Annotated in this window: 14 protein-coding genes; 11 read left to right on the forward strand and 3 right to left on the reverse strand. The window is 69.2% G+C overall.

Translation table 11 applies throughout. From position 1 onward, the window contains the following. Positions 1–76 precede the first annotated feature (76 nt). Positions 77–982 (reverse strand): LysR family transcriptional regulator, encoded by a 906-nt coding sequence (locus N5I32_RS03735; RefSeq protein WP_261494049.1) that lies wholly within the window; start codon positions 980–982, stop codon positions 77–79. Between the two features lie 148 nt (positions 983–1,130). On the opposite strand from N5I32_RS03735, the gene N5I32_RS03740 reads away from it, so the two are divergent. The 8 genes from N5I32_RS03740 to N5I32_RS03775 all read left to right on the forward strand — a co-directional run bounded on the left by N5I32_RS03740 (position 1,131) and on the right by N5I32_RS03775 (position 9,376). Then, on the forward strand, positions 1,131–4,541 hold the full coding sequence (locus N5I32_RS03740) for an indolepyruvate ferredoxin oxidoreductase family protein (protein ID WP_304504722.1): 3,411 nt from the start codon (positions 1,131–1,133) through the stop codon (positions 4,539–4,541). Positions 4,542–4,599: 58 nt separating this feature from the next. Beyond that, positions 4,600–5,412 carry a glutamate racemase gene (locus tag N5I32_RS03745; RefSeq protein ID WP_261494050.1) on the forward strand — a complete coding sequence of 271 codons (813 nt, stop codon included), beginning with the start codon at positions 4,600–4,602 and terminating at the stop codon, positions 5,410–5,412. A 133-nt stretch (positions 5,413–5,545) separates the two neighbouring features. After that, a complete protein-coding gene (locus N5I32_RS03750; protein WP_261494051.1) occupies positions 5,546–6,424 on the forward strand; it encodes a DMT family transporter in 879 nt (292 codons plus the stop codon). A gap of 41 nt (positions 6,425–6,465) precedes the next feature. Next, positions 6,466–7,029 carry an RNA 2',3'-cyclic phosphodiesterase gene (thpR, locus tag N5I32_RS03755; protein ID WP_261494052.1) on the forward strand — a complete coding sequence of 188 codons (564 nt, stop codon included), beginning with the start codon at positions 6,466–6,468 and terminating at the stop codon, positions 7,027–7,029. A gap of 73 nt (positions 7,030–7,102) precedes the next feature. Continuing rightward, positions 7,103–7,561: a cytochrome c maturation protein CcmE gene (ccmE, locus tag N5I32_RS03760; RefSeq protein ID WP_261494053.1), complete on the forward strand. Its 459-nt coding sequence runs from the start codon at positions 7,103–7,105 to the stop codon at positions 7,559–7,561. 46 nt (positions 7,562–7,607) lie between these two features. After that, positions 7,608–8,219, forward strand: coding sequence for a holin-associated N-acetylmuramidase (locus N5I32_RS03765; RefSeq protein ID WP_261494054.1), 612 nt, complete (start codon positions 7,608–7,610; stop codon positions 8,217–8,219). Further along, complete coding sequence (locus tag N5I32_RS03770) at positions 8,210–8,743, forward strand: holin family protein (protein ID WP_261494055.1); 534 nt, start codon at positions 8,210–8,212, stop codon at positions 8,741–8,743. Before N5I32_RS03765 ends, N5I32_RS03770 begins: the two co-directional genes overlap by 10 nt. 42 nt (positions 8,744–8,785) lie before the next feature. Next, positions 8,786–9,376 (forward strand): hypothetical protein, encoded by a 591-nt coding sequence (locus N5I32_RS03775; RefSeq protein WP_261494056.1) that lies wholly within the window; start codon positions 8,786–8,788, stop codon positions 9,374–9,376. Here N5I32_RS03775 and mazG read toward each other — a convergent pair. After that, the gene (mazG, locus tag N5I32_RS03780) at positions 9,373–10,203 is read right to left on the reverse strand and encodes a nucleoside triphosphate pyrophosphohydrolase (protein ID WP_261494057.1); all 831 of its coding nucleotides are present in this window, start codon (positions 10,201–10,203) and stop codon (positions 9,373–9,375) included. The two genes, N5I32_RS03775 and mazG, sit on opposite strands and share 4 nt — an antisense overlap. 57 nt (positions 10,204–10,260) lie before the next feature. On the opposite strand from mazG, the gene N5I32_RS03785 reads away from it, so the two are divergent. The 3 genes from N5I32_RS03785 to N5I32_RS03795 all read left to right on the forward strand — a co-directional run bounded on the left by N5I32_RS03785 (position 10,261) and on the right by N5I32_RS03795 (position 14,281). Beyond that, complete coding sequence (locus N5I32_RS03785; RefSeq protein ID WP_261494058.1) at positions 10,261–11,424, forward strand: M20 aminoacylase family protein; 1,164 nt, start codon at positions 10,261–10,263, stop codon at positions 11,422–11,424. Between the two features lie 84 nt (positions 11,425–11,508). Next, a complete protein-coding gene (locus tag N5I32_RS03790) occupies positions 11,509–12,669 on the forward strand; it encodes a M20 aminoacylase family protein (RefSeq protein WP_261494059.1) in 1,161 nt (386 codons plus the stop codon). 211 nt (positions 12,670–12,880) lie between these two features. Next, positions 12,881–14,281, forward strand: coding sequence for an aminotransferase (locus tag N5I32_RS03795; protein ID WP_261494060.1), 1,401 nt, complete (start codon positions 12,881–12,883; stop codon positions 14,279–14,281). On the opposite strand, the gene N5I32_RS03800 is transcribed toward N5I32_RS03795, so the two are convergent. Further along, on the reverse strand, positions 14,278–15,663 hold the full coding sequence (locus N5I32_RS03800; RefSeq protein ID WP_261494061.1) for an NAD(P)/FAD-dependent oxidoreductase: 1,386 nt from the start codon (positions 15,661–15,663) through the stop codon (positions 14,278–14,280). The genes N5I32_RS03795 and N5I32_RS03800 overlap by 4 nt on opposite strands. Positions 15,664–15,672: the final 9 nt, after the last annotated feature.

Below are 15,672 nucleotides of genomic sequence, written 5' to 3' on the forward strand. Positions count from 1 at the left end.
GCCGCCCACCCGTTCAAGCAAAAACCGGTCCCGCAGGAAACAATGCCGCTATGCGTTGCCGTCATGCCTCAGTTTCTCAAGCCGCCTGTTCCGAGGATTGGCGCTTGCGATAGGCGATGATTTCGTCGGTCACGAAGTCGCGGAACGCGGCCACGCGCTTGGAATGTCGCAACTCCTCCGGATAGGCGAGGAAGACCGGGACCTCGCCCGATTCCACGTCCGGGAAGACCCGGACCAGGGTCGGGAAATCCTCGGTCAGGTAATCGGGAAGCACGCCGATGCCGAGATGGCTGCGCACCGCCTGCAGGACGCCGTAGTAGTTGTTCACCGTCAGGGTCGACCGGATGTCATAGGTCAGCAGATGCTGCACCAGCACACCGCCCGCCTGCACCTGCGCGGCATTGGCGTGCTGGCAGATCAGCCGGTGGTTCGACAGATCGTCCAGCGTCTCCGGCATGCCGCGTTCGGCCAGATACTCCGGCGAGGCGTAAAGGCGCATGCGGATGTTCATCAGCCGCCGCCGGATCAGGTCGGCCTGGCTCGGCTCCTTCATGCGGATGGCGACGTCGGCCTCGCGCATGGCGAGGTCGAGCACGCGCTCCTCGAGCATGAGGTCGATCTTGAGGTCGGGATACTTCTCGTAAAGCGCGGGCAGGCGCGGGGCGAGCCAGAGCGTGCCGAAGCCCGTGGTCGTCGTCACCCGGATCTCGCCGTAAACCTCGTCCTCGCTGTCGCGGATGCGCGCGGCCGTCGCATCGAGGCGCTTGTTCATCGACCGCGTCGCCTCGAACAGCAGTTCCCCCTGTTCGGTGAGAATCAGTCCCCGCGCGTGACGGTGGAAAAGCGTGGTGTTCAGGCTTTCCTCAAGCGCGCGAATCTGCCGGCTGATCGCCGACTGCGACAGGTGCAGCGTGTCCCCCGCATGGGTGAGGGAGCCGGCATCGGCCACCGCGTGAAAGATTCTGAGCTTGTCCCAGTCCATGATCGCCGCTTTCTGTCGTTTTCCTGCCTCGTCGCGAAGTCGCACTACATAGGTCGCAAATAGGTGACAAAAAAGTGCGGACTGCACAAAAGATTTTGTAGGTCAGTATTTGTGACCTATAATGGCGCTCAAGGGGAGGAAGACCATCATGCGCCACGACATCAGCCTAACGGACCGTTTCGACCTTACCAAGTCGCCCGTGCTTCTGAACGGCACGCAGGCGCTTGTCCGCCTGATGCTGATGCAGAAGGAACGCGACCGCCGGGCGGGGCTGAATACCGCCGGCTATGTCTCGGGCTATCGCGGCTCTCCGCTCGGCGGGGTCGACCAGCAGATGGCGCGCGAGGGCAAGCTGCTCAAGGCCAACGACATCCTCTTCCAGCCGGGGCTGAACGAGGATCTGGCGGCGACCGCGATCTGGGGCACGCAGCAGGCCGAACTGAGGGGCGAGGGCACGCACGACGGGGTCTTCGCGCTCTGGTACGGCAAGGGGCCGGGGGTGGACCGGTCGGGCGACGTGATGCGCCACGCCAACATGGCCGGCACCTCGCGCCACGGCGGCGTGCTGATGGCGATGGGCGACGACCACACCGGCGAAAGCTCCACCGTCTGCCACCAGTCAGACTGGGCGCTGGTCGACGCCTACATGCCCATCGTCTCCCCCGCCGGGGTGCAGGAGATCCTCGACTACGGGCTTTACGGCTTTGCGCTGTCGCGCTTTTCCGGCCTCTGGGTCGGGCTCAAGACGATGAAGGACACGGTCGAGGTGACCTCGGTCGTCGATGGCAGCCTTGACCGGATGGCCTTCGTCACCCCCGACTTCCCGATGCCGGAAGGCGGGCTGAACATCCGCCTCAAGGACCACTGGATCCCGCAGGAAGCGCGGATGATCGACCACAAGAGGTTTGCCGCCGAAGCCTTCGCGCGGGCCAACAAGATCGACCGCCGCGTCTGGGGGCGTCCGGGCGCGCGGATCGGCTTCGTCGCGGCGGGCAAGAACTGGCTCGACCTGACGCATGCGATGGCGCTTCTGGGCATCGACGCGGCCGAGGCGGAACGGCTGGGCATCACCACCTACAAGATCGGCCAGACCTTCCCGCTCGACATGACCTCGTTCCACGACTGGGCCGAGGGGCTCGACCTCATCGTCGTGGTCGAGGAAAAGCGCAAGCTGATCGAGGTGCAGATCAAGGAGGCGATCTTCGACGACCGCCGCGGGCGGCGCGTCTATGGCTGGTACAAGGGCGGCGCCGGCGGCATGCACGAGGAGGAACTGTTCCCGACCCGCATGGCGCTCGACCCGGTGATGGTGGCGGCGCGGATCGGCGAGATCCTGATCGAGGAGGGGCGCGGCACAGACCACGTCAAGGCCGCGCTTCAACTTGTTGAACAATCACAGAAAGCCGCAAATGCCGAGGATCTGGCGGCGCGACTTCCCTACTTCTGCTCGGGATGCCCGCACAACACCTCGACCCGGCTGCCCGAGGGGAGCCGCGCCTATGCCGGGATCGGCTGTCACATCATGGCGCTGTGGATGGACCGGGGGACGAGCGGCTACACCCACATGGGCGGCGAGGGCGCGAACTGGATCGGCGAAGCGCCGTTCTCCACCCGCGACCACGTCTTCCAGAACCTCGGCGACGGCACCTACAACCACTCGGGCGTGCTGGCGATCCGCGCCGCGCTCGCCGCCGGGACCAACATCACCTACAAGATCCTGTTCAACGACGCCGTCGCCATGACCGGCGGGCAGACGAACGAAGGCGGCCTGACCGCCGACCGCATCGCCCGCGAGGTGCAGGCGATGGGCGTGGGCCACATCGCCGTGGTAATGGACGAGAAGGAGGAGGTTGACCGCAACCGCTTTCCCGCGGGGGTCGAGTTCCACCTGCGCGAAGAGTTGATGCAGGTGCAGGAGAGGTTCAGGCAGATCAAGGGTGTGTCGGTCATTCTTTACGTCCAGACCTGCGCCGCCGAAAAGCGCCGGCGCCGCAAGCGGGGGCAGTTCCCCGACCCCGACCGGCGTGTGTTCATCAACACCGATGTCTGCGAGGGCTGCGGCGATTGCGGGGTGCAGTCGAACTGCGTTTCGATCGTGCCGGTGGAGACGGAACTGGGCCGCAAGCGGGTGATCGACCAGTCGTCCTGCAACAAGGACTTTTCCTGCCTCAAGGGGTTCTGCCCGTCCTTCGTGACGCTCCAGGGCGCGAAGGTGAAGAAGGCCGCGACCGCCACGCTCGACCTGCCGCATCTGCCCGACCCGGTGCTGCCGGCGATCGCGGGCACGCACAATGTCGTCATCACCGGCGTGGGCGGCACCGGGGTGGTGACGGTCGGCGCGGTGCTGGCGATGGCAGCACACCTCGACGGCAAGGCCGCGGGGATGATGGAGATGGCGGGTCTGGCCCAGAAGGGCGGCGCCGTGCACATCCACCTGCGGCTCGCCGAACGCCCGCAGGACATCAACGCGATCCGCGTCGCGGTGGGCGAGGCCGACTGCGTGATCGGCGGCGATCTGGTGGTCACGGCGGGGGCGAAGACGCTGGGCCTGATGCGGCAGGGGCGGACAGGCGCGGTGGTGAACGGGCACGAGATCATCACCGGAGAGTTCACCCGCAACCGGGAATTCCGCTTGCCATCCGGGCAGATGCGTCTGGCCCTTGAAGCGCGGCTGAAGGACCGGGTGGCCTTCTTCGACGCCACCGAACTGGCCGCGAAACTGCTGGGCGACGCGATTTATTCCAACATGCTGGTGCTGGGCGCGGCCTGGCAGAGCGGGCTGGTGCCGGTGTCGGCCGAGGCGATGCGCGCGGCGATCGAGATGAACGGCGCCGCGGTCAAGGGCAATCTCGCGGCCTTCGAGATCGGCCGCTGGGCGGCGGCGCATCCGGAAGCGGCGGCGAAGGTCACCGAAGCGGACGATCCGAAGTCTTTGTCCTTGCAGGAAAAGATCGACTTCCGCGCGGCGCGGCTTGAGGCCTATCAGGACCGCGCCTATGCCGACCGCTTCCGCCGTCTGGTCGCGCAGGCACCCGAGGCGTTGAGGGAGGCGGTGGCGGCGGGCTATCACCGCCTGCTGGCCTACAAGGACGAATACGAGGTCGCGCGGCTGCATCTGGACAGCGCCGACAAGGCGCGGGAGGAGTTCGAGGGCGATTTCCGCATGACCTTCCACCTGGCGCCGCCGCTTCTGGGCGGCAAGGGGCCGGACGGGCGCCCGCGCAAGCGCGAATTCGGGCCCTGGGTGCTGGGGCTTTTCCGCCTGCTGGCGGGGATGAAGAGCCTCAGGGGCACCGCGCTCGACCCGTTCGGACGGCTGCCGGAGCGGCGGATGGAACGCGCGCTGATCGCCGAGTATGAGGCCGACATGGGCGAGGTCCTGCCGCGGATCACGCCCGCGACCGAGGCCGCGGTGCGCGCGCTGGCCGAATTGCCGCTGCAGATCCGCGGCTTCGGCCCGGTGAAGGAGGCGGCGGTCGCCCGGGCCGCAAAACGGCGGGAGGAGTTGCTCGCCGTGATCCGCGCAGGCGGTGCGCCGCTGTCGGCCGCCGCCGAATAGGCGTGGATTTCCGCGCCGCAGCGACTTAGAACGGGCCCAGGCGATCAGGGGGGCTGTCATGGCGGTAGGCGTGTTCGATTCCGGACTGGGCGGCCTGACGGTTCTGGACGCGGTCGCCCGCGAACTCCCCGAGGTGCCCTTCGTCTATTACGGCGACAATGCCCATGCGCCCTACGGGGTGCGTGACGCCGACGACATCTTCGCGCTGACCTGCCGGGGGGTCGAACGGCTGTGGGACGAGGGCTGCGATCTGGTGATCCTGGCCTGCAACACCGCCTCGGCCGCGGCGCTGAAGCGGATGCAGGAAACCTGGGTGCCGGCCGACAAGCGCGTTCTGGGCGTCTTCGTGCCGCTGATCGAGGCGCTGACCGAACGGCAGTGGGGCGACAATTCCCCCCCGCGCGAGGTCGCGGTCAAGCATGTGGCACTGTTTGCCACGCCCGCCACGGTGGCCAGCCGCGCCTTCCAGCGCGAACTGGCGTTCCGCGCCATCGGCGTCGATGTCGAGGCGCAGCCCTGCGGCGGGGTCGTCGACGCGATCGAGCAGGGCGACGAGATCCTTGCCGAGGCGCTGGTGCGCAGCCATGTCGAGGCGCTGAAGCGCCGGATGCCGCGGCCCGAGGCGGCGATCCTGGGGTGCACGCACTATCCGCTGATGGAGGGCACATTCCGCGCCGCCCTCGGGCCGGAAGTCAGGGTCTTTTCGCAGGCCGACCTCGTGGCCGAAAGCCTGAAGGACTATCTTGCCCGGCGGCCCGAGTTCCTGGGGCCGGGGCGGGTGTCGCGGTTCCTGACCACCGGCGACCCGCAGCGGGTGTCGGACAAGGCGACGCAGTTCCTGCGCCGCCCGATCCGGTTCGAGGCGGCCTGAACCCCCATCCCCGATTTTCGACCGTCCGGTCGATTTCGTGTCGCAAACGCGCTGTCCGGGGCGAACGAGGTCGCCCGCGGGACAGAGTTCCGGGCGCCTGCGTAGAAGTCTTTCCCTGTCAGGGGAGGACGGGATGCGATACGGAACGGGCGTGATGCTTGTGGTGCTGGCCGGTGTGCTCTGGTCAGGCTTCGGCCTTGCGGTGCGCAACCTGGAAGGCGCGGGGGCCTGGGCGGTGGTGTTCTGGCGTTCTGCGGCACTGGTGCCGGCGCTGATGCTGTTCGTGTCATGGCGGTCGGGCGGGCAGGCCTTCGCGCGGGTGCTGGCGACGGGCTGGCAGGGCGTGATCGGCGGGCTGTGCCTGATCGCGGCCTTCCTTGGCGGCATCTATTCGATCCAGGTCACCACGGTCGCCAATGCCGTCTTCCTGTTTGCGGCCGCACCCTTCCTGACCGCGGTCCTTGGCTGGGTGCTGCTGGGCGAGCGGGTGCGCGGCGCGACCTGGGTGGCGATCGCGATGGCGGCGGTCGGGATCTTCATCATGGTGCGCGAGGGGCTGGCGATGGGCGCGCTCGACGGCAATCTTGCGGCGCTTGGCTCCGCGCTGGGGTTTGCCGGGTTCACCATCGCGATCCGCTCGGGGCGGCAGGGCGACATGGTGCCGACGGTCGTCCTGGGCGGGGTCTTCACCATGATCGCCGCCGCCTTCGTCGCCCCCATGATGGGCGAAACGCTGTGGGTTTCAGGGCATGACATCCTGCTGTCGATGGCGATGGGGGCGGTGCTGCTGGCCACGGGCATGGCGCTTTACACGGTGGGCAGCCGGGTGATTCCCGCCGCCGAACTGCCGCTCCTTTCGATCGTCGAGGTGCTTCTGGCGCCGGTCTGGGTCTGGCTGTTCCTGGGCGAGACGGCCTCGGGCGGAACCTTCGCGGGGGGCGCGCTTCTGGTCGCTGCAGTGGTCTGGAACGCGCTGAGCGGGATGCGCCGAGGCGCCCCCGCCGCCGCCTGAGCGCGATTGCGGCGCCGCGCCATCCGTGGCAGGGATGGGCGATGATCCGCGCCTTCTTCGCCCTGACCCTGCCGGACGCCGTTCTTGACCAGATCGAGCGGCTGCAGGCGGCGATCCCCTTCGGCCGCCCGCTCGCGCCGGAAAACCTGCACCTGACGCTGGCCTTCCTGGGGGAGATGACGCCCGAGACGCTGGAGGCCGCGCACGAGGCCGCCGAAACGCTGGCGCCCGCGCCCTTCGCGGTGGAACTGCGGGGGCTTGAGCTCATGGGCCGACCCTCGGGTGGCGTGATCGCGGCGGGGGTGGCGGAGGAACCGCGGCTGGACGCGCTGGCGAAAGGCCTGCGCTCACGGCTGGCGGGGATGCGCATCCAGTTGCCGCGCGAACGCTTCCGCCCGCATGTCACGGTGCTGCGGCTGAAGCCAGGCGACGCCGACGAGGCGCTGGTGGCGCGCATCCTTGGCCGCCACGCCGGGTTCCGCGCCGGGCCCGTGCCGGTCACCGGGCTGTCGCTCTTCCGGTCCTGGCTGGGCGCGGGCGGCGCGCGGTATGAGGAACTGGCGCGCTACCCCTTCGTCCCGATGGACGGACGCGACAATTTTTGACGTTGCAACCGGCGCCCGGCACCGCCATCTAGCGGGAAGCCGGGGCTTGACCGGCCTTGCCCGGGGGACCGAGATGAAGGGACTTAAGAAGCAGCGGCGCATCCAGATCATCGTTCTGGCCGTCGTCGCCATGGTGGCGAGCTTTGCCGCGTTCTACATCGCGGCCCCGAACGCGCTGCAATACTTCCGCTCCCCGACCGAGGTGACCGAGAACCCGCCCCCGCCGTCCGAGACCTTCCGCATCGGCGGCCTTGTCGAGGAGGGGAGCCTGGTGCGCGGGCAGGGGGCGGAGATCAGCTTTCGCGTGACCGACGGCAACGGCATCGTGCCGGTCAGCTACACCGGCCTGCTGCCCGACCTTTTCGGCGAGGGCGAGGGGGTGGTGGCGACCGGCAAGCTGGTGGACGGCACCTTCGTGGCGACCGAGATCCTTGCCAAGCATGACGAGACCTACATGCCGAAGGAAGTCATCGACGCGCTGAAGGAACAGGGCATGTACGTCGAGCCGGACGCTGCCGCAGCGACGAATTAACGGAAACTGAGGAGCCTTCCGGGGTCAGCAGCCCCGGAGAGGTTCCATGCCCAGTGTCGAAGAGATCGCCCGCGACATCGCCGCCCGCGAGGGCGGATACGTCAACGACCCCGACGATCCGGGCGGGGCCACGAGGCACGGGGTGACGCTCGCCACGATGCGCCGGCTGGGCATCGACCTTGACGGCGACGGGCAGGTGACCGCCGCCGACGTGCGCCGGCTGACGCGGGCGCGGGCCGAGGAGATCTTTGTCGAGGAGTATTTCCGCAGGCCGGGCCTCGCGCTCCTGCCCGAGGCGGTGCAGGCCAGCGTCTTCGACATGTATGTGAACGCGGGGGCTGAGGCGGTGCGCCTGCTCCAGCGGCTGTTGAACCAGATGGGCTATCCGGTCGCCGTCGACGGCGTGATCGGCCCGCGGACCGCCGAGACGGCGGCGGCCGCGGCAGAGGGCGCGCCCGCGCTTTTCGCCGACGCCTACGGCATCGCCCGGCGCGACTATTACTACGCGCTGGCCGACCGGCGCCCGGCCAGCCGCAAATTCGCCCGCCGCAAGGACGGCGGCAAGGGCGGATGGATCCGGCGGGCGGAGGTCTTCATCTCCCCCCGCTTTCACCTCAGCGAGGACGAGCACCGCGAAAGGACCGCGTCATGGGGCTGATCTCGCGACTCATCGGGGCGCCCGCCGCAACCTCGGCGCTGGGGCAGGCGGTGGTCGATGTCGCCGGCGCCTTCACCCCCAACGCCACCCGCAGGATGGAGGCCGCGCAGGCCGCCTACATCGCCGCGCTCGACGAGTTCGGGGCGGAGTTCCAGTTCGTCCGCGCCGGCCCCTTCGACCGTTTCGTCAACGGGCTGAACCGGTTGCCGCGGCCGATGCTCGCCTTCGGCACGCTCGGGCTGTTCGTCTACGCGATGGTCGACCCCGAAGGCTTCGCGCGCCGCATGGTCGGGCTTGAGCATGTGCCGGAGCCGCTCTGGTGGTTGCTGGCGGCCATCGTCGGCTTCTACTTCGGCGCGCGCGAGGCGCATCACTTCCGCAGCCGCGCCGCCCCGTCCCCGACGGCGACCCCGACGGCGCCCGCCGAGGCGCAGGAGGCCGCCCCGCGCGCCAATCCCGCGCTGGAGGAATGGCGGCGTGGGCGCGCGGAGGACCGCAGCCGGGAGCAGGGGCGGGACCGCTAGTCCGGCATTGCCCCCGGACGCGGCGGTTGGCTAACTGGCGCCATGGCCTACGCCGCTTCGATTCTTGTCCTGTCGCTTCTTGCGCTGGCCGCCGCTTATCTGGCCGGACAGGACCTGCTGTCGATCGCGATGCTGGCGCCTGCCATCGTCGGCACCGTCGCGCTGGTCTGGATGGTCGGGCAGGCGCTTTCGCCGCGCCGGCACTGGATCGTGGTGGACGGGTCGAACGTTCTGCACTGGCGCGACGGCCCGCCCGATCTGGCGACCGTGGCCCTTGTCGTGAAGGAACTGCAGCGGCTGCGCTACACGCCGGTGGTATGGTTCGACGCGGAGGCCGGGTTCCTGGTCGCGAAACGCCCGCTCGGCCCCGGCGCCTTGGCCCGCGCGCTGAACCTTCCGACGATCCAGGTCCTTGTCGCGCCGGGCGGGACGCGGGTCGAGGCGTTCGTCTTCACGGGCGCGCGCGAAATGCAGGCGCCGGTCGTCACCAATGCCAGTTGCCGCGACTGGGTGGAGCACTTCCCCGAGATCGCCGGCGAAGGGCGGCTGGTGCGCGGCAGCATCAGCGGCAAGAAGGTGACGCTGCTGCTGGCCCCGCCGGGGATCGACGATGACGAGAACGACGCGGCCTAGGCTTCGGCCTTTTCCCGCGCCTTGGCCGCGTTCCAGAGCGCGTCCATCTCGGCCAGGTCGCTGTCCTCGGGGCGCTTGCCGCGCAGGGCCAGGGCTGCCTCGATGGCGGCGAAGCGGCGGGTGAACTTGGCGTTCGCGGCCCTCAGCGCGGCCTCGGGATCGATCTTCAGGTGCCGCGCCAGATTGGCGACGACGAACAGGAGATCGCCGAATTCCTCGAAGGTCTCGGCCGCGCTCATCGTCGTGCGCGCCTCGACCAGTTCGCGCGCCTCCTCCACGATCTTGTCGAGCACCTCGTCGGTCGAGGGCCAGTCGAAGCCCACCCGCGCCGCGCGGTTCTGCAGCTTCAGCGCGCGCAGGAGCGCGGGCAGGCCAAGCGCCACGCCGTCAAGCGTGCCGCGCGCCGGACCCTCTGCCCGTTCGGCGGCCTTCACCCTTTCCCAGTCGCGGGTCTGCTCCTCTGCCGTCTTGTCGCGGCTTTCGTCGCCGAAGACATGCGGATGGCGCGCGATCATCTTGTCCGAAATCGCGCGAACCACGTCGGCAAAGGCGAAATGCCCCGCCTCTTCCGCCATCTGCGCGTGATAGACGGTCTGGAACAGCAGGTCGCCCAATTCGCCCTTCAGCTCCCCCCAGGCCTTGCGCTCGATCGCGTCGGCGACCTCGTGCGCCTCCTCGATCGTGTAGGGGGCGATGGTGGCGAAGTCCTGCTCGATGTCCCAGGGGCAGCCCGTCTCCGGGTCGCGCAGGCGGCGCATGATCTCCAGCAGGCGCGGCACCCCGCCGTCGGGGTCGAGGCAGAGGCGCTGGCTGTCGTCGGGGCTCATGGTCTTCCTTTCCTCGCAGGGTTCGGTCTAGTCTCGGGCCGATCCCCGGAGGTGAGAATGCCCGTCCTGAACAGTATCGCGGAAATGGAAGCGGAGATGAAGGGATGGCGGCGCCACCTGCACGCCCATCCCGAGCTTGGGCTCGACTGCCAGGCGACGGCGGCCTTCGTGGCGGCCCGCCTGCGCGAGTTCGGGGTGGACGAGATCCACGAGGGCGTGGGCAGGACCGGCGTCGTCGCGCTGATCCGGGGGCGGGCGGGGGGCCGCACGCTCGGCCTCAGGGCCGACATGGACGCGCTGCCGATGACCGAGACGACGGGCGCGCCCCACGCCTCGACCGTGCCCGGGCGGATGCATGCCTGCGGTCATGACGGACACACCACGATGCTGCTGGGTGCGGCGAAATACCTTGCCCAGACGCGCAACTTCGCGGGCACCGTCGCGCTCGTCTTCCAACCGGGCGAGGAGACGGGCGAAGGTGGCCCGGCGATGCTGGCCGACGGGTTGATGGAGCGCTTCGGGATCACCGAGATCCACGCGCTCCACACCTCGCCCAAGCAGGACCTTGGCACCTTTCTGACCCGGCCGGGGCCGTTCATGGCGGCGGTGTCGGACTTCGACATCCGCATCTTCGGGCACGGCGGCCATGCCTCGCGCCCCGAGGAGGCGCGCGATCCGGTGGCGGCGGCACTGGCGATCGGCAACGCGCTGATGACGATTCTTGCCCGCAACACCGCTGCGAACGACCAGCTCGTGGTCTCCATCACCCAGGTCCAGGCCGGCAGCACCCACAACGTCATCCCGGCCGAGGCCTATATCGGCGGCACCATCCGCAGCTACCGCCCCGAGGTGCAGGAGATGGCGCTGGCCCGGCTCCGCGCGATCTGCGAGGGGGTGGCGGCGGCCATGGACGTAACCGTCGAGATCGGCCGGCAGATCGACCTTGCCCCGACGGTGAACGACCCCGAGGCGACGCGCTTTGCGCTGTCGGTCGCGCGCGAGGTCGCGGGCGAGGGTCGCACCATCGGCGATCACCCGCCGCTGATGGGGTCGGAGGATTTCGGCGCCATGCTGGCGGCGCGGCCCGGTGCGATGCTGTTTCTCGGCCAGGGCAAGGGGCCGGGCGTGCACGAGACCGGATTTGACTTCAACGACGCCGCCGCCCCCTACGGCGCCAGCTACTTCGCCCGCCTGGTGGAGCGCGCGCTGCCCTTGCCCTGACCACATCGCCTGCCGCCCCATCGCCCCCATTGCACCCGCGCGCATTGGGTGGGATGGTCGGCCGACCCCTGAAAGGAGCCTTCCATGCCGGTCCTGAACCGTATCGCCGATTTCGCCCCCGAGATGCAGGGCTGGCGCCGCTGGCTGCACCAGCACCCCGAGCTTGCCTTCGACTGCCACGAGACGGCAGCCTTCGTCGCCGAACGCCTGCGCGAATTCGGCGTCGACGAGATCCACGAGGGCATCGCCCGAACCGGGATCGTCGCCATCATCAACGGCCAGGGCGAGGGGCCGACCATCGGCCTCAGGGCCGACATGGACGCACTGCCGATCGAGGAGGCGACGGGGGCCGAACACGCCTCCACCCGGCCCGGCAAGATGCATGCCTGCGGCCATGACGGCCACACCACCATGCTGCTCGGCGCCGCGAAATATCTTGCCGAGACGCGCAACTTCCGCGGCCGCGTCGCTCTCATCTTCCAGCCGGCCGAGGAAGATGGCGGCGGCGGCGACGTGATGGTGCGCGAGGGCATGCTCGACCGCTTCGCGATCGGCGAGGTCTACGCGATCCACAACACCCCGCAGGTGCCGCTCGGCCATTTCCTGACCACCCCCGGCCCGATCATGGCCGCCGTCGACACGTTGCGCGTCGACCTCAAGGGCAGGGGCGGGCACGGCGCCTATCCGCACGACTGCATCGACCCGATCGCGGCCGCCGTCGGCATGATCTCGGCGCTCCAGACCATCGTCAGCCGCAACACCAACCCGCTCCACGAGATCGTCATTTCAGTCACCCAGGTCCACGCCGGAACCGCCTCGAACATCATCCCCGAGGACGCCTGGTTCGGCGCCACGATCCGCACCTTCGACCCCGAGGTGCGCAAGGCGACGAAGACCCGGATCGAGCAGATCGTGGCCGGCCATGCCGCCGCCTACGAGGTCGAGGCGAAGATCGACTACGACTGGGGCTATCCGGCCACCGTGAACGACCACGGCCGCACCGAGTTCGCCGTCCGCGTCGCCGGGGAAATCGCCGGGACCGGCGCCGTCATCGCCACCTCCGGGCGCGAGATGGGGGCGGAGGATTTCTCCTACCTGCTCGAGAAGCGGCCGGGCTGCTACCTCTTCCTCGGCCAGGGCGAGGGCGCGGGGCTCCACCATCCGAAATACGACTTCAACGACGAGGCCGCGCCCTATGGTGCCAGCTTCTTCGTCCGCCTCGTCGAACGCGCCCAGCCGCTCTGATCCTCCGGGCCTTCCCGGCCCCTTTCAGTCTGGCCCAAATACTCCCGCCGGAGGCGAAACCCGCACGCAGTGCCAGAAGGCTTGTGCGCGGGCCTGCCCGCGCACGCCATGCAATCACCGTCCGGGCGGGCGGGGCACGCCGTATTTTGATCAAAAGACTTGCGGTTTTCGTTCCAGTCGCTATCCTGCGCATATTGACTGGAGATTCAAAATGACCCATGCCGCCCATGCGCTCGCCAACGAGGCCCTCTGGGAAAAGGACCGCGCCCATGCCGTCCACCCCTGGACCAACTTCGGCCCGTTCGAGGAACGCGGCTCGCTCATCTTTACACGGGGAGAGGGCTGTTACCTCTGGGATGCCGACGGCCGGCGCTATTTCGACGCGATCGGCGGCATGTGGTGCACCAACATCGGCCTTGGCCGGCGCGAGATGGCGGACGCGATCGCCGAACAGGCGCTCAGGCTCGGCTATTCCAACTTCTTCGTCGATACCGGCAACGACGCCGCTGCCCTTCTGGCCGCGAAACTGGCCGAACTTGCGCCGGGCGACCTGAACCGGGTGCATTTCACCACCGGCGGCTCGACCGCGGTCGATACAGCGATCAGGATGGTGGCCTACTACCACCATGTCCGCGGCCATCCCGAAAAGACCCATGTCGTCTCGCGCGAGGCGTCCTATCACGGCTCCACCTATCTCACCATCTCGGTCGGCAAGCGCTACGGCGACCGCATCGAGGAGTTCCGCTACAAGGAGGATGGGATCCACCACCTGTCCAGCCCGAACCTCTACCGCCGCCCGGCGGGGATGGACGAGGATGCGTTCTGCGACCTGCTGGTGGCAGAGTTCGAGGACCTGATCGCGCGGGTCGGCGCCGACCGCATCGGCGGCTTCATCGCCGAGCCGATCCAGGCTTCGGGTGGGATCGTCATTCCGCCCGCGGGCTACCTGAAACGGATGTGGGAGGTCTGCAGGCGTCACGACATCCTCTTCATCGCCGACGAGGTGGTGACGGCCTTTGGCCGCATCGGCCACTGGTTCGCCTCCGAAGCCGAATTCGGGATCGTCCCCGACATGATCACCACCGCGAAGGGGCTGACCTCGGGCTACGTGCCGCTTGGCGCGGTGATCTTCTCGGACCGGATCTGGGCCACCATGGCCGAGGGCGGTCATCGCTGGTTCTCGACCGGGTTCACCTATTCCGGCCACCCGGTTTCCTGCCGGGCGGGCCTGAAGAACATCGAGATCATGGAGCGCGAGGGGCTTCTGGCGCGCGCGACGGATGTGGGGCGCTACTTCGAGGAGCGGCTGGCGACGCTGGCGGAGCTGCCGCTGGTGGGCAACGTCCGCGGCCGCAAGCTCATGGCCTGCGTCGAGAGCGTGGCGAACCGCGAGACGAAGGAGCCGCTGCCCGACGAGGTCGGCGAAAGCAAGCGCATCTCGGACGCCTGCGAGGCGATGGGGCTGATGGTGCGCCCGATGGGGCACCTGAACGTGATGTCGCCGCCCCTGGTGATCACCCGCGACGAGGTCGATTTCGTCGTCGAGACGCTTGGCCAGGCGATCCGGCAGGTCACCGACGAACTGGTGCGCGAGGGCGTGCGGATCGGCTAGGACCGGGGTTGAGCCGGGGACTGCGCCGGGGTCCGCGCCGGTTTCCGGGGCAGCGGCCCGTCCTTCAGCGCGTAGCCCGCATAGGCGAGGCGCAGCCAGGTGCGGCGCAGCGCCGGCAGCGGGAAGCGGCGCGGCGGCCGGCTCAGCAGCGCAGGGATCCGCGCGCCTTGCCCCGTCATCAGCCGCCCGATCTCGCGGCCCGAAAGCGAGGCCATGGCCACCCCCGACCCGTGCCAGCCGAAGGCGGCGTGAAGGCCGGGCGCGCCCGGCACCTCGCCCACGAAGGGCGCGAGGCTGCCGGTCAGGCAGACGAAGCCCGACCAGGTATGCTCCGTCCCGGCACCGGCCCAGGCGGGGAACAGCGCCTCGAAGTGGCGGCGCACCTCGGCCTCCATCTGCCGGTGGCCCGCGATCGTCCCCGAGACGCCGCCACGCATGCCGAACAGGAACCGACCGTCGGGCAGATGGCGGAAGTAGTGCAGCAACCTGCGCGCGTCGAAGGCCATGCGGGGATCGGTATAACCCTGGTCGCTCCGTTCCCCCTCGCTCAGCGGGCGGGTGACGAGGACGGCGGAAAAGGCGGGCAGGGCGCGCCCTTCGATCCAGTCCGGCAGGTCGTCCGAGGAATAGCCGTTGGTCGCGACCAGCACCTTTTTCGCGCGCAGGCTGCCGCCGGGCGTGGTCAGGCGCCAGCCGTCGCCGTCGCGGGCGAGGGCGGTGACCGGGCTCTGGCCGAAGATGCGCACGCCCGCGTCGATCGCCAGCCGCGCCAGCCCCTCGACATAGGCCATCGGGTCGACGGGGAAGCCCTCGTTCAGGATCAGCGCGCCGTGAAAGCCGGGGCCGGCCAGCCCGCGTTCGGCCAGCGCACCGGGGGGGACAAGTTCCACCGCTTCGCCGTAAAGCTCGTGCAGTTCGCGCGCCTCCGCCGCGAAGCCCGCCCAGACCTTCGGCGACTGCGCCAGCACCGCCTCGCCCTCCGGCCCCTGCCGGGCGTTCCAGCCGTTGTCGTCGATCAGCGCCCCGACATGGGCGATGGCCGCGCGCTGGAAGGCGCGGAAGTCGCGCGCGCCCTCAAGCCCTGTGCGCGACACGATCGCGCCATCGGACAGCTTGGTGCCGCCGTAGCCACAGAACCCGCCGTTGCGCCCCGACGCCCCCCAGCCCGGTTGCACGGCATCGAGCACGACGACGTCCGCGCCGACCCCCCGCACCGCCTCCAGCGCCGCGTTCAGCCCGGCGAAGCCTGCGCCGATCACCGCGATCTCGGCCGTGGCCGACCCGTCGAGCGGCGGCAGCGCGAATGGCGCGGGATGGGCGGCGCGCCAGTGGCTGGCGGGCCAGGCCGGATCATAGGCGGGGTCTTCGTAAAGGCGGCGCATCGGCATCCT

This window comes from Albidovulum sediminis, from assembly GCF_025380365.1.
In the GTDB taxonomy this organism is placed as follows: domain Bacteria; phylum Pseudomonadota; class Alphaproteobacteria; order Rhodobacterales; family Rhodobacteraceae; genus Albidovulum; species Albidovulum sediminis.

Excerpts from the sequence above, each read along its gene's own strand:
- N5I32_RS03770 (WP_261494055.1), top strand. The coding sequence starts at position 8,210 with ATGGGGCTGATCTCGCGACTCATCGGGGCGCCCGCCGCAACCTCGGCG.
- N5I32_RS03735 (WP_261494049.1), bottom strand. The coding sequence starts at position 982 with ATGGACTGGGACAAGCTCAGAATCTTTCACGCGGTGGCCGATGCCGGC.
- mazG (WP_261494057.1), bottom strand. The coding sequence starts at position 10,203 with ATGAGCCCCGACGACAGCCAGCGCCTCTGCCTCGACCCCGACGGCGGG.
- thpR (WP_261494052.1), top strand. The coding sequence starts at position 6,466 with ATGATCCGCGCCTTCTTCGCCCTGACCCTGCCGGACGCCGTTCTTGAC.
- N5I32_RS03765 (WP_261494054.1), top strand. The coding sequence starts at position 7,608 with ATGCCCAGTGTCGAAGAGATCGCCCGCGACATCGCCGCCCGCGAGGGC.
- N5I32_RS03745 (WP_261494050.1), top strand. The coding sequence starts at position 4,600 with ATGGCGGTAGGCGTGTTCGATTCCGGACTGGGCGGCCTGACGGTTCTG.
- ccmE (WP_261494053.1), top strand. The coding sequence starts at position 7,103 with ATGAAGGGACTTAAGAAGCAGCGGCGCATCCAGATCATCGTTCTGGCC.
- N5I32_RS03800 (WP_261494061.1), bottom strand. The coding sequence starts at position 15,663 with ATGCGCCGCCTTTACGAAGACCCCGCCTATGATCCGGCCTGGCCCGCC.
- N5I32_RS03775 (WP_261494056.1), top strand. The coding sequence starts at position 8,786 with ATGGCCTACGCCGCTTCGATTCTTGTCCTGTCGCTTCTTGCGCTGGCC.
- N5I32_RS03740 (WP_304504722.1), top strand. The coding sequence starts at position 1,131 with ATGCGCCACGACATCAGCCTAACGGACCGTTTCGACCTTACCAAGTCG.
- N5I32_RS03785 (WP_261494058.1), top strand. The coding sequence starts at position 10,261 with ATGCCCGTCCTGAACAGTATCGCGGAAATGGAAGCGGAGATGAAGGGA.
- N5I32_RS03790 (WP_261494059.1), top strand. The coding sequence starts at position 11,509 with ATGCCGGTCCTGAACCGTATCGCCGATTTCGCCCCCGAGATGCAGGGC.
- N5I32_RS03795 (WP_261494060.1), top strand. The coding sequence starts at position 12,881 with ATGACCCATGCCGCCCATGCGCTCGCCAACGAGGCCCTCTGGGAAAAG.
- N5I32_RS03750 (WP_261494051.1), top strand. The coding sequence starts at position 5,546 with ATGCGATACGGAACGGGCGTGATGCTTGTGGTGCTGGCCGGTGTGCTC.